We start from the raw sequence: 22,874 nt of genomic DNA on the forward strand, positions 1-22,874 counted from the left end.
ATAGCAATGAGTCAATCGCACAATGAATTCGTCAAATATCCGAGGACACCGCATTTGTTCGGTTCGACGGGGACGGACGATGATAAACATCTTGGTGAAAACGAGTCGAATCAATTCATTGCTAATGAGTCTCTCATTATAGAAGAGAAGATCGACGGGACTAACGTGGGCATTCATTTCACGGATGATGAATTGGTTCTGCAATGTCGAGGGCACCTAATTACCGAAGGAATGCACCCCCAGTACGACTTGTTCAAACAATGGGTGGTTGTGAAACGAAAAGTTCTCGAAGAGATGCTGGGGAGTAGGTATATCTTGTTTGGAGAATGGGTGTATGCAAAACATTCCATTCATTATCGTCAACTCCCTCATTATTTTTTCGAGTTTGATATTTATGACAAACAAAATCAGGCATTCCTCAGCTTAGAACGCCGCCTTAATTTGCTTGAAGGTACTGGGGTGCAAACTGTTCCCGTCATTCATACAGGGAAAGTAAAGAAAAGCCAGTTGGATAAAATGATTGGCCCATCAGCGTTTGACAGTGAGTTTGACAACCCAATGACGAACCAAACCGATATTCTCATGGAAGGACTTTATTTTAGAACGGAAATGGATGGGACTGTCAGCAGTCGGGCCAAATTTGTTCGACCGGAATTTGTGGAAAAAATTAAACAGAGCACTCACTGGCAACATCAGCAGATGGTGCCAAATCTACTAGCAGCAGAGGCAGATGTCTGGGCATGAATTGGAATGAGCTATCGCAGGCTTCTCTTAATGGCATCATGGATTGGGCAAGCAGCCAGCCATGGTCCCAAGAGATGGCTAATTGTAACCAAGACGCTGAGTGGCATTCCGAGGGGGATGTATGGACTCATACGAAGATGGTCTGCTCTCAATTACCTCTGCTTGATGAGTGGAGTTCTTTGACTTCACATGAGCAACTCGTGTTAATTTTTACCGCTCTCCTCCACGATTCAGGCAAACCTCTCACTTCACAGATCGATCCCGAAACCAATCGAATCAGGTCGCCCAAACATGCAGTCAAAGGGGAGCATCTTGCTCGTTCAATTCTCCGTGATGTCGGCTGTGATCTGCAAACTCGTGAAGAGATTTCTCGACTCGTTCGATTTCATGGTCGCCCGGCGTTTCTTCTTGAAAAGTCTGATCCAAATCATGAGGTCGTTTTTCTCTCATGGCTCGTCAATAACAAGTTGTTATATCTATTCGCACTCGCTGATACTCGTGGTCGAGCGACTAAGGAAATGGGACGGCCAGAAGAAAATCTCCATTTGTGGAAACTCGCATCGGAGGAGAATGGTTGTTTCGAGGAACCTTACGATTTTGCAAACGATCAAGCCCGATTTGAATTTTATCGGCAACGTGAGCCCAGTTTGCACTATGTCCCACACGAGGAATATTCTTGCACCGTTATCTTGTTATCAGGATTACCGGGCAGTGGAAAAGATACTTGGCTGTCGAATGCTCGGAATGAAATCCCTGTCGTTTCGCTGGATGAAATTCGATCTGAACTACAAATTGATCCCACTGATAATCAAGGGGAAGTTGTCCAAGAGGCACGAGAACGCTGTCGAGAATTACTACGAAAGAAAGTGTCCTTCGCTTTCAATGCCACAAATCTTATGAGGCAAACTCGGCAACGATGGGTTGACCTGTTTGCCGATTACGGTGCTCGGATCGAAGTCATATATGTCGAACCACCCTTTGAACTTATTCTTCAGCAAAACAAGCAAAGAGAACAGTCGGTTCCAGAAAAAGTGATTCACGAACTTGCAAGAAAATGTGAGCCGCCTACTTGGACGGAATCTCATTCGCTTGTATTAGCAGATAGTTAGCAATTAAGACCAATGAATAAATGTGTCCATCACAATCCAAACCTCATCTTCTCGGACGGCACTCAAGTTGTGTCGCTTCGGGATGTCATTGGTCAGAATGGTCGGAGGTTGCATCCTCGGGGGTTTAGATGAATAAAATGATTAAAGACTTGTGTTTAATTGAAGAATTGGAATCGTCTCACAAGTTGATTGTTGCAGGATTAGGTGATCTTCAAGATATAGATATGGAGAACGACTTCTACCATTTGCCTCATCAATTGCTTGCCAGTGGTTTAGAGCGTTTAATGAAGTGTTTTATTTGCTTAGTGTGTGAGGCTCGAAATGGTAGTTATCCAACTTTCAAATACCTAAAAAAACTCGGTCACGATCTATCATCTCTGAATTACAAGATTTATACAGAATTCTACAACACTCAGAATATCCAACTACTAGAGGAAGATTTGGCATACTTAAAGGAAGATTCCAGCTTACATCAAATAATTCATATACTATCTGAATTTGGAAAATATGCACGCTACTACAATCTTGATGTCATCACCGGAAATCAAAATATTCCCATCAACCCTACGGACGAATGGGAAGAATTAGAAGCGAGCATAGAGGATAAGACACCGTACCTTCATGAAGACGACATGCAATTACTTTACCGAGATTATTACCCTCGTGTTCATAGCAAAATCATCAGCAAGCTGGAGCGGTTCCTTCGAGCAATTGCAATGCAATTCACACTTGGAAATCACGGTGTAAAATTGCAGCGATACTCTATGACTTACTCATCTTTCAGAAACCTGAAAGATGAAGACTTTGGCAACACGGACTACAGACGGTCTGTCAAAATATTAAAACAAGATCAAAAGAATTGGACTCGACGTTCATCTGAAGAAATAAAAGCCAGCAATTGGCCGAAGAAACGAATATTGAAATCCGATTATCCGGGAGAATGGCCGTTTCGATCCGAAGAAGTGACCCTTGAATGTCGTAATTCTCTGATTTGTATCATTAACATTGCGGGTTTCGATTTTGCATTAAACGGAATGGCAGCGGGGCATCTAAACCTGCCTTTCCCGCATGATGCAGGAATAGCAATTTTTGGAAAATCAGTAGGGCCATTTATCGATATGGCTCTTGAGCTTGGAAAGTAAGAATGTCCGACAACAAGACTATCAACTTTTACAGCGTTAGCGATGAGTACGGCGAGTTTTCGAACTTTGCCCCGTTTCCAGTACGGATAGACGGCAAGAAATGGCCTACGTCCGAGCATTACTTTCACGCTCAAAAGTTTGTTGGTGATGAACACCTCGAAGCAATACGCAAGGCGAAATCACCCATGATTGCCGCTCGTATGGGCCGTAGTCGTAAACGGCCTTTGAGAAAAGACTGGGAGTCGGTCAAAGTTTCGATTATGCGGAAAGCGGTGCTTGCAAAATTTAGTCAACACGAAGACTTGTGTACAATGCTCATTTCGACTGGCAATGCGAAAATCGTAGAACATACCTCAAACGACTCCTACTGGGGTGATGGTGGCAACGGAAGCGGCAAGAACATGCTTGGGCAAATCCTGATGCAAGTTCGAGAACAGCTTCAGGACGAGCGTGGATAAATTTGTGGCACGGAAGAGTAGATATTATCATGATCAACAACATCCTTGAACTCCTTCGCACGTTCGCCCTTCGGACTGATCCCGACCGGGTATTCGATGCCGAGCAAGCACTTCAGCAACTCGGTGAAGCAGCAATCCACGCTTTGATAGAATCTCTCAACGACTCTGACGAAGACCTGCGTATTCTTGCACTACAAATACTCGAACACATCGACCAAAATACCGAACCAGCACTCCCAGCCATGATCAATGCTCTGAAAGATCCCGACCGCAATGTAAGAATTGCTGCCCTCACACCAATAGCTTCGTTTGGGGCAAAGGCGATTGATGCCGTTCCAATTCTGGAGAAATGGATCGGTAGCGATGACGAGTTCAGTCATGTTAGCGCAGTCGGCCACATCTTGATGATTGATTCCACAAGATCCAAAGAACTCATGCCGGTTCTGATCAAGTCATTGAAGAGCGACGACTTCGGCATTCGATGTCAGACAGTATGGCTCCTTGGGCAACTCGGCGAGTTGGCCAAAGAAGCCATGCCTGAATTAAAGCGGCTGCTAAACGATGATGGCTCATCTGTGCAGGGTGTTGCAGCAGAAGCGATTCGGGATATTACGGACAACGATCCAAGTCATGTGGCAATTCGGAACTGAACGAGCTTCAGCGAATTATCTTGCAATTTGGAAGTGCCCGTTTCAGCTTTTGGACGCCAGCCCCCGTAATGGACGTGTTATTGATCTGGAGTACGGTCAGTTTCTTCATGCCCGTCAAGTGTTCCACACCACTGTCCCCGATGCCTTTGTTTCCATTGATGCGAAGCCCCTTGAGATTCTTCAGCCCCTTCAGATGGCGCAGGCCATCGCTTGTAATTCTTGTCTTTCCAAGAGATAGATATTTCAGTTTCGTCAGCTTCCCGATGATTTCGAGGTTCTCGTTAGTCACGTTGGTCTGCCGAAGCGCCAATGATCCCAAAGAACGGAGTGTTCCGATTGCAGCGAGATGTGATTCGGTAAGTGAAGCCCCCGTCAGGTCCAGATCGAATATTTCCCCCTTGGTATTTACCTTCTCTGAGTTTGCAAGTTTTCGAAGGGATGTAAGGTCCACAGGTGTTGTGCGAGGGGTTGGCTGTGTTGATGTTGTGTCGCTGTCTTTGCCCAAATTGATCGTAATGGTCCGCTTTGCCAAATGGTGGGGCTGGTTCGGTGCTTTGGTTCCCCATCGTGGTGTGTAAGCGTATAACAGCCAGCCAGATACCCGATTGACAGTCGCTCGGGTGATCAGCAGATGGGGATGCCCCACATATTTTCTTCCCTGATAAGGCACAGGATGGCCCGTCACCAATGATTTTGGTTCTGACCAGTTGATTCCATCATCCGAGAAGCAGAAGTAAATTCCCCCTTTTTCGGCTCGCTGTTTCTCGTGGTCCGAATAGACCATGACGTTGCAGACCATCATATACTTCTTCAATTCCCGGATGTAAGTAACGTGTGGAGCGTAGACATCACAAGGAAATGAGGCAGGGGGGAATACCACCGGACTTTCCATGCCACCACGTCCCTTTTCAGTAAATCCGCCGTTGTGGAATTTGTACCAGCTTCCGGGCTTGCCACCGTCCACAATCCGGCTCCTAGCCATGCCAATTTTTGCAGGTTTGCTGCCCTGTTTTCGAGTCAAATCGGTGAAATAGGCGTATAAATATGTATTGGTTGAGTCGGTTATTACGCAAACATCCCCGATTCCTTGATGATCATGGGTAACATCAGATTTTCTAACACTTGGGGTGAGTATCTGGCCTGATTTTGTAAATACGTTGCTGTCGGCGTTCAACACTGCCATTCCGATAGACCAATACGCTCCCTGTATATCTTTGTTGTATGACACCTTGGGCATTCCGACGTGGTCTTCGGCGTGGTAGAAGGCAAGAAGTTGTTTTCTTTTATTGTTATACACTGTGGAAGTAATTCCGGCATAACCGTTATCAAATTCTGTTTTTGCGCCGGGAACGAGAACCTTCTTGATTGGAACAGCATTGTCTAAGGTACGACCTTGCATCAAATATGTTGAATCGCCAGCAGTCATAAGATACTGAAACGGATTTTTCTTGATCACGCTAATTGGCTCATCGGGAAAGTAGTTCAGTCCTCGATAACCGGCTGGGAAGACAACCCTATGCTGCCCAAGCGTCACAGTAATTTTAGGATCTGCGGCCTCTGTATTGAATAGAGGAAGGAAAAGTAGAATCAGCCATATGGTCTGCTTGTAAAATGTCATTATTCAACATCCTTTGTTTTAATTGTTGAGGCGAAATTAAACCTTAGCGCTCACTATCTTTCGTGTAAAACTATTCTTGTGTAATAGCGATCTCACAATTTCGCCTTCGAGAACACTTTTCCGTTCGTGTAATTTACAGTAATCACCCCGTCAGGCACGAAGTAGTTGACAATAACCATCGAGACGCTTCCGGCTTCGGTATTCGAAACTTCCGTACCGGAACCAAGAATTGCTTCAACCTCTGCCTGTGACATCCCAGAATGGATACTGTCGTAATCTGCGAGCGATGCCGTCTTTTGTGGCACCACACCGCCTGTATCCGATCCCGACGAATCAATGAAATTACTCATCATCTTATCCATCAGACTCACTCTCATGATTTCATTCTGAACGATTCCGTTAAATTCAAGAGCGGTAAATTCAAAGCGATCATCAACGACAAGAAATTGGAGCAATGCTTTCACAGGATTTTCCTGATACGTCATTCCGCCAGAGATATTGACGAAGTGATTGCCGTCTTCACTTTCGATAACCGACCATTCGGGATCAGATAGAAACTCATCGATGGCATTCCCAATGCCGATGCCCGGATAAGCGTCGAGTTTTCCATACCGGACTGTGAGAATTTCTGCCGGTGTACCAAGCAGCGTAGGAAGCACGGTATACGCAAGCAGAAAGCATAAACACGCCGACACAATGCCAATTGGTTTACCCCAAGAACGTCTTTGATAGTCATTTTCAAAACGCTTTTTGATATAATTTATTTGAGGCTGTGCCGAAAATATTGACCAAACCGCAAGAATTCCAAGTCCTACAAAACGAAATATTTTCAGCGTGAAATCATCATCAGGAGTAATCAGCCCAAGAAAGATGAATCCAAATATTGAATAAAACCATATCATCGATTTCTTTGCTTTTTCATGCTCCCCCAATGACTTCCAATTCTGAGCCATCAAAAATCCACCAAAGCCCCACGTAAAAAGCAAACTCCATAATCGAATAGCAGTTGGATTCCAAAGAGCAGGTGCCGTATCCATTTTGGCTGTATTCATTGAACCGGGGACCGGTGGTGGCGTTGATGAATCTGGCTTTGTAGGGAACAATCCCTTGATGCCGCTCGCTGGTTTCCACTCATCATTTCCTTCAGTCCAAACGAGATCAGTCGGCTGAAGTTCGCCGGAAGTAGCGAGTTTCTTCAACTGCTGGGACGTGACAGGGCCGTGTCTTTCGCCGTCTTTTGCATAATGCCATTCTTTCGCCATTGTGTTCTCCCAAATTTTGTGCGTTGGACGGTTTTCGTCGTCTTGTCGGTGTCCTGTACCACGATCAGCAGCGCACAAAAAAAGGAGCGCCGAACCACGACCGCTCCCACTACCCCGACCAAGGGGCGCACAAGAACAGCGCATGGCCGACGCCCCCGTTTCGGGAGCGTCCACCAAGCACTGCTTCTTGTGCATCAAGAGCCTTTCGGCTCAGGTTGGTCGGTTAGTGGGAAGCAAAACTTGACGTTCGCACGTCATTCAAATTGTCAGATTGGCCATAACAGGCCGTTAAATAAATCTCCTATATGTTTTAATTGTGATAGCTACGACGAATTGCCGAAGCATTCGTGTATCAATAGTACAGTTCCGATCCAGCGTCATCCACAGCTATTGACTGAAATTTTGGGATGGTGTTGGTTTTTGAGACAGGCTTGTCAACGAAAAGACAATTTCATTTAATACCCAGTCTACTCTGGAAAGTTTTCAGAACTTATCAACTCCCCCATCGCTCGAAGTATTCCCTCTCGTCACCGGGACAACTTCCGTAGGAACAATTCCAACACACACCAAAAGAGTGCTCGACTCGAACGAGACACCTTGGGCACTGATATTGCCAGTGAGCAGGCGGCACAAAGTCTGTGTATTCTGGCTCTTCAAATCCACCATTTTTGATCAATTCGCTATCGTGATTGAAAGACGAACCGTCCCAAATTGGACTCCACCCTGCTTTACGAATCGTTTCATAATTATGATCCACATACGGATACACAAGATGATGAGCGATAGAATGAGCGACCCATTGCCAGAATAAAGCTATCCATACCATAGAATGCGCCATCATGTACCACATGAACCAGCCCATTCCTAAAAGTTTAAGCGGGAAGAATACACAACAGAATGTCAGTCCCATATTTCTGATAATTACGGATACAGAAGATCGTGGTGCTCGATTAGAATCCTTCCATGCCAAGATCGCATAAAACACGACCGACATAAATATCATTGTGCTGAAACTCATCCGTTCGTGCATCGGACCGTCATATGTCTCGTGAAAATTATACGCCACCCAAAATGGACTGATGACGAATAGTCTGGCAATGAGGTCTTTCATTTAGTTCTCCTTTTAGAGAGGGGATGAAATTTGCTCGAATTGCCGGTGTCCTGTTAGCCAATTAGCATTGGATGACGTAGGGATACAAACGGGTATTTCTTATCAACTTCCGTTATGATGTGTTGAATTTATGCCGCTGGATTTTTATTAAAGTGAGTACAGTTTTCACAAGTCTTGACCTTATTACGACTTACTGATATCCAGCAAACAAACCGGCGCAGATCCAACGCATTTCCGGCGCATTTCCGGCGCAAGGTAGATCAATTTCTGAAAATGCTTGGTGTGGAAACCTAGTGAGGAAAATCCGGCGCAATTCCGGCGCAATTCCGGCGCAAAATTGGCAATATTTGACTAATGTTGGTCCAACTCAAAATCAACGGAGAGATCATCACAAACCATACCCAAACAGTTACTTCCAACCCAAGTGTCCTGTAAAGTCAATACAAGATAAATACGGGATTTCCAGATTCAAAATCCAGTGAGGGTAAACCTCGTGGGGGTTCAAGTCCCCCCTCCGGTACTATAAAAAACCCGACGGGAAATGGTGTGAAAACCGTTCCTGTCGGGTTTTTGTATTTGAGACTGGTCATTGCAGAGACCCAATCTATCGCTCTATCAGCTATTGCTTTTTAGCCAGATCCAGAAAGACGATATGAGAAGGGTTGCCCACTGCGGCATACTGATCGGTGAACGTCAATTTCCCGGAGTTTCTGTCTACCTTAAAAATGGCGATGTTGTCCGCTCGCTGATTACCGCAGTACAGGAATTCTCCTGTGGGATCGAAACTGAAACTGCGGGGGTAATTGCCGCGGGTCCATTCGTCGGCAACCCAGGTCAATTCCCCCTGTGGGCCGACCGCGAAGATGCCAATACTGTCATGCAGTCGGTTGCCTGCATACACAAACTTTCCATCAGGCGAAACCAGAATTTCTGAGCAGAAGTTGCTGCCTTTAAAACCGGCTGGGAGAGTCGAAATGGTCTGTCGGGAAGTCAGTGTCCCCGCTTTCGAATCGTAATCAAACAGCACCAGGGTTGAGCCCTCTTCCTGAATGGAATAGAACCAGCGCCCATTGGGATGAAAATGGAAATGCCGGGGGCCATCACCGGGAGGCAGCGAGACGGTTGGGGGATCATTTGGGGTCAGTTTTCCTGTGTTCTCATCGAACTTCCAGATATAGATTTTATCCAGCCCCAGATCAACGTGCAGTACAAACCGCCCGCTCGGGTCGGCCTGAATCATATGTGCGTGCGTGTGATCATGTCCGCTGAAAGCGAAGCTGCCTTCTGGTGCATTTTCAGCCGTGGTGGGACCAATTTCGCCTGAATCATTTTTCACATCAGTCGCCTCGCCCAGTCGTCCGTCTTCCAGAATGGGAAGCACGGAAACCGAGCCACCAAAATAATTGGCGATCAGCAGATATTTACCTGAAGGATGAATGCTCACGTAAGTGGGTCCGTCTCCCCCAGAGCTGACCTTGTTGAGAGGTGTCAGTGATCCGTCCTGTTGATTAATCGCAAACGCGGAGACAGAACCATGCTTCTCTTTTCCCACGCGATCAGTTTCATTCGTCGAATAGAGTCGCGTGCCAACTGCGTTGACGGCCAGACAACTGGGGCTAGTTCCCATACGCTGGATGCCGGCGGGTGCCATGGCTCCAGTCTGGCGATCAATTTGAAACAAGTGAATGCCACGTCCATTGCCGGGCGGCAGATCAACCTGAGTATCTAATACATCTTGAAGCGGAGAACTGAAAGTGCCCACATACGCCATCAGTGGTTTGCCCGCCGACTTTGATTCTGCCTGAGCCAGACCAGCGACAAGCGGAATTGCTCCTGACATCGCCAGAGAAGATTTCAGAAAAGAACGACGAGACTGCTCGGTAAAATTCATCGGTGGGTTTCTATATTTGTCAGTGGGTGAGATATTTGAAGAAGATTAGAGCACCATACTATAGTGATTGCTGACACATTGCATTTGTTATCAGCAAGAAATCAGTACACAAATCCAAGTCTGAGATTAATTTTCCTCACTGCTTTATTTCTCATCCTCTCTGCAAAGACACTTCGAATTGCTTCTCTGGTACATTCTTTACCTGTCATTAACTTGCTTCAAGTATCACGAGCGGATAGACTTAAGTCACTTCATTCTGATAATGCCAAAGTGCAGAATCTTAACGAAGGCAGGCACAAAACTTCATTTTTTTTACAGATCCGTTGCGTACCGGATCTCAACATTAAACGCGAAATCTGGAAGTTCACACGATGCCTGCCATTCGAAATACCGTAATAACGCTGGGTACAATCCTGCTCATTGCTTTCTCTTCTGGCTGCCAGAAGAATCAATCAACCGATCCCAAAACTGAGCAGACATCTGCGACTGAAGAAAAAAAGGCTACTGCTGCCTCTGAAGAAAAACCCATTGATCCCAAGATGGTGACTAAGCCAGGCGAGCCGATGACTGCAGAGCGTTATCAGGCGGTCAAAGCACGTCTCAAGCAGATTGGATTAGCAATGCATAACTTTGCTGATCAGAATCGTACCTTCCTTCCCTCTGTAGAGGAACATCCTGAATACTATGATGAGAATGGTCGTCTGAAAGTCAGCTGGCGCGTGCATCTCCTGCCTTTCCTTGAACAGAAAAAACTGTACGGGCAATTCAAACTGGACGAAGCCTGGGACAGTCCTCACAATGCGCTACTGGCGAAAAACATGCCTGATGCCTTCCGTTCCCCTGATACTCCGGCAGGTTCAGACAAAACCCGCTTCCGGGTATTTGAAGGAACACGGGAAGAAAACCAACAAAAAGAAAAAGCCCCCACTACAATGTTTCCACTGGGGACTCCCCTTGGGTTTCGCGATATTCTGGACGGAACATCCAATACGGTGATGGCCGTCGAAGTCGGGCCTGATAAAGCGGTCGAATGGACGAAACCTGGCGGTCTGAACATTGCGCATCCCAGAGCAGAGTTCGGAGATGCCGCCAGAGGGATTCCCGTCCTGATTGGTGACGGATCAATCATATGTTTCAAGCGGGACATTGATGACGTAATATGGAAAGCGTTGATCGGCCCGGATGACGAAACCAGGATTGACTGGAGAGACATTGAAATTAAGCATTCGACCCTGTCAGCCAAACAGTCTCAGCTATTAAATCAGTTAAAGCAGATCGTTGTTGCTTTTTTTAACTACCATGAAACATTCCAGCGATTTCCACCCGCTGAGAAAGATTTAGTTGATGGAAAACCCAATTTAAGCTGGCGCGTGCACCTGCTGCCTTTTCTTGATCAGAAAAAACTGTACGACCAGTTTAAACTGGATGAGGCTTGGGACAGTCCCCACAATAAAACACTGCTCGATCAAATGCCCGATCTTTTTCAGTTTAATCCACAAGTTAAGCCAGGCGCTACGCAGGTGATGACTTTTTCCGGCGAGAACACCCCCTTTCCAGGAGGACTGGGTCCCAGAATCAGAGACATTACTGACGGCACTTCGAATACCATTTTCTTTGTGATTGCAGGCCCAGATAAAGCAGTCCCCTGGACAAAACCGGAAGATCTAGCCTTTGATCCGGCCGACCCAGCCCAAGCGCTGGGTAAGCTATCTTCTCCTGCCTATGTTGCAGTCATGATGGATGGTTCGATTCGATCTGTCCCTGTGAATCTACCAGCCAAAACACTGGTCAAGCTGATTCAACCCGCTGACGGTATGATAGTCGATGTTGAACTCAAACCTTACCGTCCCCAATAATACTGCACTGCCTGATTCGGGCTACTTGCTCAATCCCTGAAACGAAACAATCAGTTTTCGATGAAAGTCTTATCAATGAAAATTTCACGCAGCATCCCACTTCTGTTTCTGACCATCCTCTTCAGTACCAACAATGGTGGCTGCCAGAAGAATGCCCCCCCAAGCCCGGAAACGGATGCGGAACAGGTCGCCGCCGAGAGTCCTGCAGAAAATACTGCTGAGGAAAAAACTTCTTCAACGACGACTCCGGAAGAAAAGCCCATTGATCCAAAGCTGGTGGTCAAGCCAGGTGAGCCGATGACAGCAGAGCGATTTAATGCCGTGAAAGAAAATCTCAAGCAGTTGGGGCTGTCGCTGCACAACTTCCATGACGAATACAGCATGTTCTTACCCTCTCCGGAAGACCATCCGGAATACTATGATGAAAACGGCCTTTTGAAGGTGAGCTGGCGGGTGCACCTTCTGCCTTTCCTCGATCAGAAGGATCTGTACAAGCAATTCAAACTGGATGAAGCCTGGGACAGTCCCCACAATGCTCCCCTGGCAAAAAACATGCCTGAGACCTTCCGCTCTCCAGATACTCCAACTGGTGCAACTAAGACGCGCTTCCGCATTTTTCAAGGCAAGCGTGAAAAGGACAGCGAAGGTAAAATGAGAATGACCTCCCTGTTCCCCCTGGGAACACCTGCCCGTATGAGAGATACCCTTGATGGGACTTCCAACACGATTATGGTGGTCGAAGTGGGTCCCGATAAAGCCGTCGAATGGACCAAGCCTGGCGGACTGAGCCTGACACAACCCAAAGAGGAGCTGGGGGCTACCGCCTCTACAGTTGCCGTTCTGAAAGGTGACGGTTTGGTCTCCCTGATCAAACAGGATCTGGACGAGATTCAATGGAAAGAACTTGTGGGCCCACAAGACATGACCCGGATTGACTGGGATGTCATTGAAGTTCAACCGTAGAAAGCATCCCCTGAGGCATGTCTCTCGTTTCTCTCAGATCAGACGAGGAGTGAATCGTCTGTTGTGGTTCACTCCTGTCGGCTGTGATTTGACGGCAACGATATTGAATTACCAAAACAAAAATGAACATCCCTGCGATGTAATCCAGATCGCCCCCCAACTCCTTCATTTATTCTCAAAGACACCCAGACGATCATGACTATCAGTTTTAAATGTAAAAAGTGTGGTAAGAACTACAAAGTCAGTGACGACAAAGCGGGTAAAAAATTCAAATGTCGCCAGTGTGAAGCGCCTGTCAGAATTCCGGAACTTGAAACTGATGACTTTTCAGAGGACTGGGAAGAACCAGAGCCGGAGTATGAAGCCCCTGCCCGACGTCGCAAAAGCAGCGCACCAAAAAATAAGTCGAAATCCAAAGGTCGAAAAAAAACATCTCCAGGCTCAAACCAGAATAAGTTGATTGCGGGAGGCGCAATAGCGCTCGTCCTGATTGGCGGCGGACTGTTATTTTTGTTCTCTTCCAGTAAACCTGGTGGAGGACTCATGAAGTCAATCACGGACAAAGTTGATGTGGTCATCAATTCGCAATTAAATAAGTCTGGTGGGAATTCGGGAAATGGATCTGCTGCCTCTGACATTGATAACATGAAGAAAATCGGTCAGGCGTTTCATGACTTCCATGATTCCTTTACCCGTTTCCCTCCCGCAGATGCGCATCTGGTCGATGGAAAACCTCTGCTCAGTTGGCGCGTACACATGCTTCCATTTCTTGGACAGAAAGAGCTTTATCAACGTTTTAATCTGCAGGAAGCCTGGGACAGTCCTCACAATTCTGCTCTACTGAAAGAAATGCCTGATATCTACCAGACCGAAGGAGTCAATCAAGCTGGCTATACTTCGATCATGACCTTCAGTGGCGAGGGAACCCCCTTCACCGGAGACAAAGGGCCACAAATGCGCAAGTTTACTGACGGTACGGGAAATGTCATCCTCTGCGTTCAGGCAGGCTCGGACAAAGCAGTCCCCTGGACAAAACCTGTGGACCTGCCCTTCAATCAGGCCAATCCGGTCAGCGTACTGGGACAGACCTCACGGGGCGCATTTCTCTGTATCATGGCTGACGGATCGATCAGAAAAATCCCAGCTGGCATTGCATCTCAGACACTTAAGAACGCGATCCAGCACAACGACGGAAATGTCACTCCTCTTTTTTAAGCGAAACAATTGAGTGCAACATATTTTTTCGCCTCTCCATTCGCACCATACATAAAACATCTCATTTTACAGATTAATGAAGATAAATAATCTGGCATTGAGCTGACACGTTTTGTATGCTGATGAACATAGACACAAGACACTTAAGATACTTTTGTATACATGTTTTATCCCGTGGCGTGAAATACTTCCTCACTGTCTCGCATTACCATCATGCTCTATGGTTTCAGCAGCTTTATTTCCGAGATACCTGAATTCTAAATACATTAGAAAGATCCAGACGCTCATGCTGTTGACCTACTGGCTAAGGTCGATTTCACTCTGCCTCCGACCTCTCCGCCGTCCCCAATCTAAACGCCGTGCTCGTTCCCGGTGTGGCAACCATGCGATTCAGAACAATCGTATACGACCTGTCACTGTCGAAGAACTTGAGGACCGCACGCTATTGACGTCAATCATCAGCGTTGCGGATCGTGGCAGTGTGGAAGGAGACACTGGTTTACAAACTCTTGTATTTACAGTCACGAGAACCGGAGTCAATGCGGGTGACCTGAATGAAAGTGTGACGATTGACTTCACCACTCAGGATGGATCAGCTACCAGTGCTGATAATGATTACCTGGCTGCAAGCGGATCGTTTGAATTCGCAGCTTCCAGCACCGCGACAAGGCAAGAAAAAACGTTTCAAGTAAAAGTCCAGGGTGATTACAGGAAAGAAGGTGATGAAAGTTTTCAGATCCTGCTTTCGACTCAAATGTCCGGCGTCACTATTGAAAATGAATCTGTGACTCTCACCATTTACGACGATGAGTATCGTCGTTTTGAAGAAACACAATTACTCTCCCCGCCAGCTCCTGTAAGCGATGGAGATCACTTCGGGCAAATTATCGAAGTCGATGGTGACTATATGGTAGTGGGAGCACCGGACAGTGACCTGGTTGCCAGTGATGCAGGAGCGGTCTTTCTCTATGAACGTAACCGCCAGGGGACTGCTGATGAAACCGATGACACATGGTCTTACTATTCCACCTTAACTGCTTTTGACGGTGCTGCAGACGACCATTTTGGCAGCAGTATCGCCATATCAGGTGAGACCATCGTGATTGGCGCTTACGGTGCTGACCTGAATCAGTCTGATGAGGGTGCTGCGTATGTTTTCCGTCTGGCTGGTGGAACGTGGCAACTGGAAACAAAACTCATCGCCTCCAACGCGGAGGCAGATGATTCTTTTGGTACAGATGTGGCCATCGAGAATGACCTCATCGTAATCGGGGCTCCTTTGCATAACGTGCCTTCTTATAACAATTCGGGTGCTGCCTACATTTTTACCCGCTCAGGCAGTACCTGGTCTGAAGATCAAATCCTGACAGAAACCGAATTTTACAGCTATGAGAACAGGCTCGGCACATCCGTTGCCATTGAAAATGGAGAAGTATTTGTTGCTGCCAGGAGAGCCAAAGTTGATGATGCTGGCGCTGGTGTGGGAAGCGTCTTTACATATCACACCAACGCGGGAACCTGGGAAACACAGCAACAACTCACATTGACCTTTACCTATAGTTATGACTATGCCGGCTCGGATCTAACTGTCTCGGGGAACCATCTGGCTGTCATCGCAGCAGATAACAGTTATGTCTATCTGTTTGAACTTACCGAAGGAAACTGGGAATATCAGCATAGAGTCAATCCTGCTTCATCAATCTCTTCGATTCGGATCAACTCAATTGATTTGAGTGATAACACACTGGTCGTTGGTTCTATCAAAACAAACGGCACTACCAACTCCTCAGGGATCGTGACTGAATATCAATGGATTAGAGACCAATGGATCCGTACAGAGGACTATTACGGTGAAAGCAGCACTAACACGACAGGCTTTGGCACGGGAGTCGCGTTGGCAGACTCACAGATCATCGTCGGAGAGCCTGATGTTGATGCAAGTGCTCTCGAATCCGGGCTGATTCACGTATTGGGACCATTCATCCCCAGATATGAAATCTATGATGTCACCGAATACGAAGGGGACAGCGGTCAGACTCTGTTCGAATTTACCATCGAACGCAAAGCCAGCGAAGCGGGTGATCTGAACTTCGCTTCGACTATCAGTTTCGCCACAATTGACGGTACAGCGACTGTTGCGAACAATGATTATGCAGCGCAGTCGGGAACATTGACCTTTGAAGCTGACCCTGATGTGATTTCTCAATTTCAGACAGTCGCGATTGTAGTTAACGGCGATGGCACCTACGAAGGGGATGAAAATTTTTATCTTCAACTCTTCAATCCCACGAATGGTACTCAACTATTCGACTCACAGGGCGAAGCCAATATCTTAGCAGATGATAGGGCGATCGTGGAATTAGTCGAAGCCGAAATCTCGGTAGACGAAGGAGATGGCAAGGTCTGGCTGACTCTGGAATTGGATGAAGTCTTCGTAGAGGATGTTACTGTTTATATGAAATTCGAAGGAGGTTCCGCCTACCCATTCTCTGATTTTGACGCGACTCTTCTGTATGTGACGATCCCTGCCGGTCAGTTAACACAGACCTTTTCTGTCGACATTGTCGAAGATACGAAGCTGGAAGACAGCGAAGATTTCTGGGTACTACTGGCAGCACCACACGACGATAACTACAAAATAGGTCGGAACCGCAAATCCGTTGTTACAATTGTCAACGACGACATCATAGACATCTGGATCGATGACATTGTCGTATATGAAAATCAGCAATATGCCACTTTATATCTTCACGCTTCGGAACCGGTGAATATTGCATTACTGGTTGATTATACAACTCAACAGGATACCGCAACAGAAGAGGTCGACTACTCATCGTTTACAAGCTATGTCCGCTTCGCTGGTTCTCAAACCAGTGGTCCAATTATTATTCCCATCATTAATGATGGAGAGTGGGAGTCAGATGAATCCTTTTTTGTGAACCTGACCGGATTCAGCGTATATAATTATGACATTCCACCCGCCAACTTTTTAGACAATCAGGCTCAAGTGACGATTATTGATGTTGATCAACCTGACATCTCGATAGACGATGCGACAATTAATGAAGATGCAGGTTCGGTAACTCTCACAGTCTCTCTCAGCAATTCGGCTTCAACCCCGATTCAGATTGATTACTCCACTGCTGAGGACACCGCAGTTCAAACCGAAGATTATTCTCTCATTTCCGGAACACTTACTTTTGCTCCGGGCGAAGTCACAAAAACAATCATTGTCCCGATCACCGATGACTATCAAGCGGAAGAACAGGAACAATTTTTCGTCAACCTGAGTAACCTGCAAACGAGTATTCCTGACAGCTCAATCCAAAAAAGCAAAAGCGTCATCACCATCCTTGACAATGATCAATATTACCTCACGATTGATGACCAGACCGTAAACGAAGCGGATGGAACAGCGACACTGACCGTGACTCTAGATCGCGCCCTCCCGGCACTTTTAACCGTTGAATATTCCACCCTCAACCAGTCAGCGACAGCCGACAATGATTATCAGGAGACATCGGGCACGCTGACGATTGCCTCTGGCGCGCTGACGGGCACCATAACAGTACCAATCAACGATGACCAAACTGCTGAAGACCTGGAAACGTTTCTGATCAACCTGAGCAACCCTCAGTCAACCGGGGGCGACGTCTCATTGACAAAAAGTCAGGGACAGATTTCCATCACCGATAATGACCAGGCCGGCATCTCAATACATGATGTTGTTATTAATGAAGGGGTTAGTTACGTCCTGGTCACAATCACTTTGGATCAGCCTGCAGAAACTGAAATCAATATTGGCTACTCTACTTCCGGTCAGACTGCAACCTCGTCTGTTGATTTTCGTTCGACGTCAGATACGCTCACGTTTGCTCCAGGCGAAACCTCCAAACAAATCACAGTCAGCCTCATTAATGATAACCTGGTCGAAGCAGATGAAACCTTCCTGGTCACTCTTGACCTGAACAATCAGCAAAATAGTGCCGACGTCCAACTGGCAGACAGTCAGGGTGTCGTCACAATCAAAGAGACTGACCAGGCTCACATGTACATTCAAGATGTTTCAGTTGATGAATCGACTTCGACCGCTGTCGTGATTGTCTACCTTGACTACTACATGGACACGGTTTTCAGTGTCGACTATACCACAGCTGATTTGACCGCAGTCAGCCCTGATAATTACCAGGCGACATCGGGCACTCTCAATTTCAATCTTAATCAGAAACAGCAGGCGGTTTATGTACCCATTATCGATAATTCATTAATTGATGACGACAAATCGTTTCTGATCAACTTGAGTAACCTGGTTGTTTCCGGAAACCGTAATGTAACTCTGTCGGATAACCAGTCGGAGGTAACGATCCTCAATGATGACTATAACGGCAGGTTCTCCATAGCCGACCTCAGTGTCGATGAATCCGTGGGTATGGCAAATATAACTGTCTCATTAAGCCAATCTGCCGAAACCACGGTCAGCGTTGACTTCACCACAGAAGGTACCACGTGGGCGATTGCTCCAGACGACTATCTAAACCAGTCTGGTACTCTGACCTTTAACCCTGGTGACCAGTATAAAACGATTTCAATCCCAATTGTTGATGATAATCTGGTAGAGAGAAATGTTGAAATCATTCGTGTCGACTTATCCAATATCCAGGCAAGCACCGGCAGATATATTTTCGATAATGATCAGGCCGAAATCTACCTAAACGATAATGATCACGCGACCCTGACAGTCGACCATGTCACGGTCAATGAAGGCGATGGTGTCGCAACTCTTGTGTTTTCACTGGACAACCCGGTAGATGTATCCCTTTCCGTTAACTTCCAGACAGAGTCAAGGAGTGCCCAGGTTTCTTCTGATTTCCATGGTCGAAGTGGAAACATCTTATTCCATTCAGGAGAACAAACCGTTACGCTTGATGTACCCATCGTGGACTCCGATTCAATCGAAACCGATGAATATTTTTTCTTCAAGGTGAGTAACTTTCGCACATCTTTTTTCTTCGACAGACGCAGTATCAGCCTTGATGGTTTCGGGGCAAGTGTCACAATACTCGATGACGACCAGGCTCATATTTCCATCAGCGATCTCACTGTCAATGAAGCTGCAGGAACAGCTGAAGTCACCGTATCTCTTGATCAACCACTCGACGCTCCCATCAGCCTGAGTTATACCACTGCCGACCAGTCTGCTGTTTCAACGGAAGATTACTTGTTCCAGTCAGGGACTTTGACTTTTGATACGGGGGAACAGTCAAAAACTATCAGTATCAGCCTGGTCGATTCTGATCTTATTGAAGCTGACGAAAAGTTTCTGATCAATCTGCTGAACGTACAGAGCAAAGCCTTCAATGTAGTTCTCACAGATACTCAGTCTGAAGTCACCATCATCGATGATGACCAGGCACGGGTGACTATTAACGATATTACAGTCGACGAAACAGCAGGTACTGCGACTCTGACAGTTTCACTAGACCATCCGGTTGCGGAATCAGTCAGTCTCGATTTTCAAACGGCAGATGCCTCCGCTACCAGTCCGGATGATTATACCAGCCAGTCAGGAACCCTGACATTTGCACCATTTGAAGTTGAAAAGACAGTTACGATCTCGATTGTCGATTCTGATCTCGTGGAAACAGATGAAAGTTTTCTGGTCAATCTGTCGAATCTTCAGGCCGGTACTGCAGATGTCAGTTTTGCAGATATCCACGGCGTCATCACGATTCTTGATGATGATCAGTCCAATCTGCGAATCAGTGATCTCACAGTCCAGGAAGATACCGGCACTGCGTATGTGACTGTCTCCCTGGACAAGCCGCTGCAGACTCCGGTTTCCATCAATTTCAGCACCATCGGTCAATCAGCCACATCGTCTGTTGATTTCGAACAACTGTCAGGTACTTTGACATTTGCCCCTGGTGAACTCACCAAGTCCATCCCCATCGTCATCAATGACGATGAATACACGGAAATGACAGAGACTCTGCTGATCAATCTCTCCAATTTACAAACGGCCAGTCCCGACGTAATCCTAGCGGACGGACAATCTGTTGTTATGATCGAGAATGATGATCAGGCGAAGGTTTCAGCCGATAGCCTGACAGTGAATGAGGATGCAGGGTCAGTTCTCATTCAGGTAACCCTGGATCATCCGGTGTCGTCCACTGTTACACTCGACTATACCACTGCCGATGATTCTGCTTCGAACGCGTCAGACTATTTCGAAATTTATGGCACCCTGACCTTCTTTGCTGGACAACAGACTAAATTCATTTCTATTCCCATTCTCAACGACAAGCTCGTAGAAGGCAACGAATCATTTTTATTCAATCTGACTAAACTCCAGGCCAATGGTTATGACGTTGATTTCCTCACCGCACAGGCACACATCACGATTCAGGATAATGACTCGGCCAGTATGTCGATCGGCGATATTGCGGTGGATGAAGACGCAGGAACGGCATTCATCACAGTGACACTGGACAAGGCTGTCGAAACTGAAATCTCTGTTGACTATTCAATTCAACAGCCGAACTATCTGCACTTGGCACGCTCGACTTTATCTCGGCTTCAGGAACTCTGACATTTGATTCCGGAGAGCAGAGCAAAACGATTGCCGTCTCACTGGTGAATACCGAACTTGTTGAATTAGACGAAACGTTTCTGATCAATCTGTATAACATTCAAGCCAACCAGGCTGACATTCTTCTGGCAGATGATCAGGCGGTCGTTACGATCAGGGATGAAGATCAGGCCCAGATCTCTGTGGAAGACATTTCCGTAAATGAAAATGCGGGAACTGCAGTTATCACTGTATCATTGAACGCCCCAGTCGATGCCCCCATCAGTGTAGATTATTCTACGTCTGATCAGACCGCAAATAACCCCGCCGACTACCACTCCGCTTCGGGTACTCTGATTTTCAATCCCGGTATCCTGTCGCAGACGATCACAGTTTCAATCGTTGATTCTGATTATTTTGAAGTCAATGAAACATTTCAGGTCGATTTATCTAATGTTCAGGACCTGGATCGCAATGTCACTCTTTCAGACGATCAGGCAGTTGTCACAATTCAAGACAAGGAAATCGGAGCTGCGGACATTCACTTCAGAGTAGTGAACCAACCGACCAGCACCAGTTTGACCGGTGAAGCAGACTCAATTCCTGTCAATCAAAGTATCATCAGTGAATGGTCTATGTATTGGGTTGAAATCTGGGTCGAGCTCACCAGCCGTATCGAGCAGGGCATATTTTCTGCTCAGGTCGATTTAAGTTACAACTCTGAATTTACCTCCGCTGCAGAAATTGAACTTGGAGCTGGTTTTACACAGAACCAGGCTGGCATCATCAATGACCCGAACGGAACTGTCACAGGAATCACAGCAGAAAGCACGTCTGCTGATCTGGGAACAGACAGACCGCTGTTGTTCGCGCGCATTCGTTTCGCACCTGGATCTGAAGATCAGGTTTTTCTCGATACTGAGTCGCAAATAATTGGCCCCTATGATCTGAACTTTGAACTCTCAAACGCTCAAGTCAGCTTAACTGGTAATACTCCAGTGACAGTCAATGCAGGATTATCCCCAGGAGCTTCTATCTACGCCAATCCCTTCGATCTGAATGACGATGATGTAATCAATTATCGCGATCTGATCCGCTTTGTTGGTTTGTTCAACACGGTACCCAGCCAGTCTGATTCCGATGAAGCCTGGTTCGCTGATTTCAACCAGGATGATCGTATCAACTACCGGGACTTAATCGCACTCATTGGGAATTACGGCAAAAGTAAACCAGCCCCGTCTCCGGTCAACTATTCACAAAACTATCCGGATGCATGGAATCATTTACTGCTCGCCAACACTTTAATTACAGCACCAGTGACTGCAGATTCAGTTTCGCAGCCCAACGTCGTTTCCACATTTGACAGTGCCGTCTCACTGACAAGCCCCGCACTCTCCAGTGAACAGCAGGAAACTCTGAAACACATCGATATTCAGGTCCTCGATCTGGGTGGTGATATACTGGGTCGTGCAGCTGGCAGTACCATTTATATTGACGTTAACGCCGCCGGTTATGGCTGGTTTGTCGATTCGACACCTGCCGACTACAGCGAATATTACTGGTCCAGTGAACTGACTCTGATCGCCCTGCCTGACAGCGACGCTGCTGATGGCATCGATCTCTGGACCGTCATTCAGCATGAACTCGGTCACCTGCTGGATTACGAACATTCAGAAACCGGACTGATGCAGGAAACCCTCGCCCCTGGAATTCGTAAACTCCCAGAGTGGGAATTGAATTATGAATATGAAGATGCGATTGACCCTGAAACCATCGACCCCTACTTTTCTACCATACAGGATGGAAACAACCTGCTTCCGTTTTGAGCTTTAATCAGAGAATCTTATCAGCTGAATGAAGAGCTTATTACATCGAAGTCATGGCTTCCATCAAATCCACTTCATACCTTGGCGGAATGGTTATTATGATGGTATTTGAACCATCATCTTCAAACTTGATGGAATTGAGAGGCATATTAACGTCCCCCCGATTACAGAGGATCACATTCTTGTTTCGGACCTGAAAATAATGTTCTCTTAATCCCCCTTCTTCCTGAATAGTAACGAACACCAGTACGCCATCTTTCAACTCGACTGCCTGTACTTTTTTAAAGAGTTTTGAACTGGAAAAAGGTTTTTCATTCTGTGGGCTGTTCACTTTTAAGTCAGATATCTGTCCCGAGATGTTTTGACCCGCATCCGGTTCTTCAGACGCTAGAAAACTACAGAAGCAGCACGCAATAATAATCAGAGAAGATATGGTGGTGATCATTTCTCTCATATTACTT

The 22,874-nt window shown here is 46.5% G+C and carries 15 protein-coding genes; 10 read left to right on the plus strand and 5 right to left on the minus strand.

Annotated elements, in window-relative coordinates; genetic code table 11:
* Positions 1-6 precede the first annotated feature (6 nt).
* The 5 genes from Pan161_RS16510 to Pan161_RS16535 all read left to right on the plus strand — a co-directional run bounded on the left by Pan161_RS16510 (position 7) and on the right by Pan161_RS16535 (position 4,103).
* On the plus strand, positions 7-744 hold the full coding sequence (locus Pan161_RS16510) for an RNA ligase family protein (RefSeq protein ID WP_145228874.1): 738 nt from the start codon (positions 7-9) through the stop codon (positions 742-744).
* Positions 741-1,853, plus strand: coding sequence for an ATP-binding protein (locus Pan161_RS16515; RefSeq protein WP_145228876.1), 1,113 nt, complete (start codon positions 741-743; stop codon positions 1,851-1,853). Before Pan161_RS16510 ends, Pan161_RS16515 begins: the two co-directional genes overlap by 4 nt.
* Positions 1,854-1,981: 128 nt before the next feature.
* Entirely contained in the window at positions 1,982-2,995 is a 1,014-nt protein-coding gene (locus tag Pan161_RS16525; protein ID WP_145228878.1) for a hypothetical protein, read from the plus strand.
* Positions 2,996-2,997: 2 nt separating this feature from the next.
* The gene (locus tag Pan161_RS16530) at positions 2,998-3,453 is read left to right on the plus strand and encodes an NADAR family protein (protein WP_145228880.1); all 456 of its coding nucleotides are present in this window, start codon (positions 2,998-3,000) and stop codon (positions 3,451-3,453) included.
* A 29-nt stretch (positions 3,454-3,482) separates the two neighbouring features.
* A complete protein-coding gene (locus Pan161_RS16535) occupies positions 3,483-4,103 on the plus strand; it encodes a HEAT repeat domain-containing protein (protein ID WP_145228882.1) in 621 nt (206 codons plus the stop codon).
* A 7-nt stretch (positions 4,104-4,110) separates the two neighbouring features.
* Here Pan161_RS16535 and Pan161_RS16540 read toward each other — a convergent pair whose 3' ends face one another.
* From Pan161_RS16540 to Pan161_RS16555, 4 genes are all read right to left on the minus strand, one after another.
* Positions 4,111-5,721, minus strand: a complete 1,611-nt coding sequence (locus tag Pan161_RS16540; RefSeq protein WP_145228884.1) for a hypothetical protein — start codon at positions 5,719-5,721, stop codon at positions 4,111-4,113.
* Positions 5,722-5,813: 92 nt separating this feature from the next.
* Entirely contained in the window at positions 5,814-6,983 is a 1,170-nt protein-coding gene (locus tag Pan161_RS16545) for a DUF4339 domain-containing protein (protein WP_197995356.1), read from the minus strand.
* A 493-nt stretch (positions 6,984-7,476) separates the two neighbouring features.
* Positions 7,477-8,094, minus strand: a complete 618-nt coding sequence (locus Pan161_RS16550) for a hypothetical protein (protein ID WP_145228888.1) — start codon at positions 8,092-8,094, stop codon at positions 7,477-7,479.
* Positions 8,095-8,713: 619 nt separating this feature from the next.
* On the minus strand, positions 8,714-9,985 hold the full coding sequence (locus Pan161_RS16555) for a lactonase family protein (RefSeq protein ID WP_145228890.1): 1,272 nt from the start codon (positions 9,983-9,985) through the stop codon (positions 8,714-8,716).
* A gap of 371 nt (positions 9,986-10,356) precedes the next feature.
* Between Pan161_RS16555 and Pan161_RS16560 the strand changes: the two genes are divergently transcribed.
* The 5 genes from Pan161_RS16560 (at position 10,357) to Pan161_RS16580 (ending at position 22,413) form a co-directional block, all read left to right on the plus strand.
* Entirely contained in the window at positions 10,357-11,841 is a 1,485-nt protein-coding gene (locus Pan161_RS16560; protein WP_145228892.1) for a DUF1559 family PulG-like putative transporter, read from the plus strand.
* 75 nt (positions 11,842-11,916) lie between these two features.
* Positions 11,917-12,804 carry a DUF1559 family PulG-like putative transporter gene (locus Pan161_RS16565; protein WP_197995357.1) on the plus strand — a complete coding sequence of 296 codons (888 nt, stop codon included), beginning with the start codon at positions 11,917-11,919 and terminating at the stop codon, positions 12,802-12,804.
* Between the two features lie 195 nt (positions 12,805-12,999).
* On the plus strand, positions 13,000-14,019 hold the full coding sequence (locus Pan161_RS16570; RefSeq protein ID WP_145228896.1) for a DUF1559 family PulG-like putative transporter: 1,020 nt from the start codon (positions 13,000-13,002) through the stop codon (positions 14,017-14,019).
* A 286-nt stretch (positions 14,020-14,305) separates the two neighbouring features.
* The gene (locus Pan161_RS16575) at positions 14,306-20,608 is read left to right on the plus strand and encodes a Calx-beta domain-containing protein (protein ID WP_197995358.1); all 6,303 of its coding nucleotides are present in this window, start codon (positions 14,306-14,308) and stop codon (positions 20,606-20,608) included.
* The gene (locus Pan161_RS16580) at positions 20,605-22,413 is read left to right on the plus strand and encodes a Calx-beta domain-containing protein (protein ID WP_390620752.1); all 1,809 of its coding nucleotides are present in this window, start codon (positions 20,605-20,607) and stop codon (positions 22,411-22,413) included. The genes Pan161_RS16575 and Pan161_RS16580 overlap by 4 nt, the downstream gene beginning before the upstream one ends.
* 40 nt (positions 22,414-22,453) lie before the next feature.
* Here the strand turns inward: Pan161_RS16580 and Pan161_RS16585 are convergent, their stop codons facing one another.
* Positions 22,454-22,867, minus strand: coding sequence for a hypothetical protein (locus Pan161_RS16585; protein WP_145228902.1), 414 nt, complete (start codon positions 22,865-22,867; stop codon positions 22,454-22,456).
* Between the last annotated feature and the right edge of the window lie 7 nt (positions 22,868-22,874).

Source organism: Gimesia algae (genome assembly GCF_007746795.1).
Lineage (GTDB): Bacteria > Planctomycetota > Planctomycetia > Planctomycetales > Planctomycetaceae > Gimesia > Gimesia algae.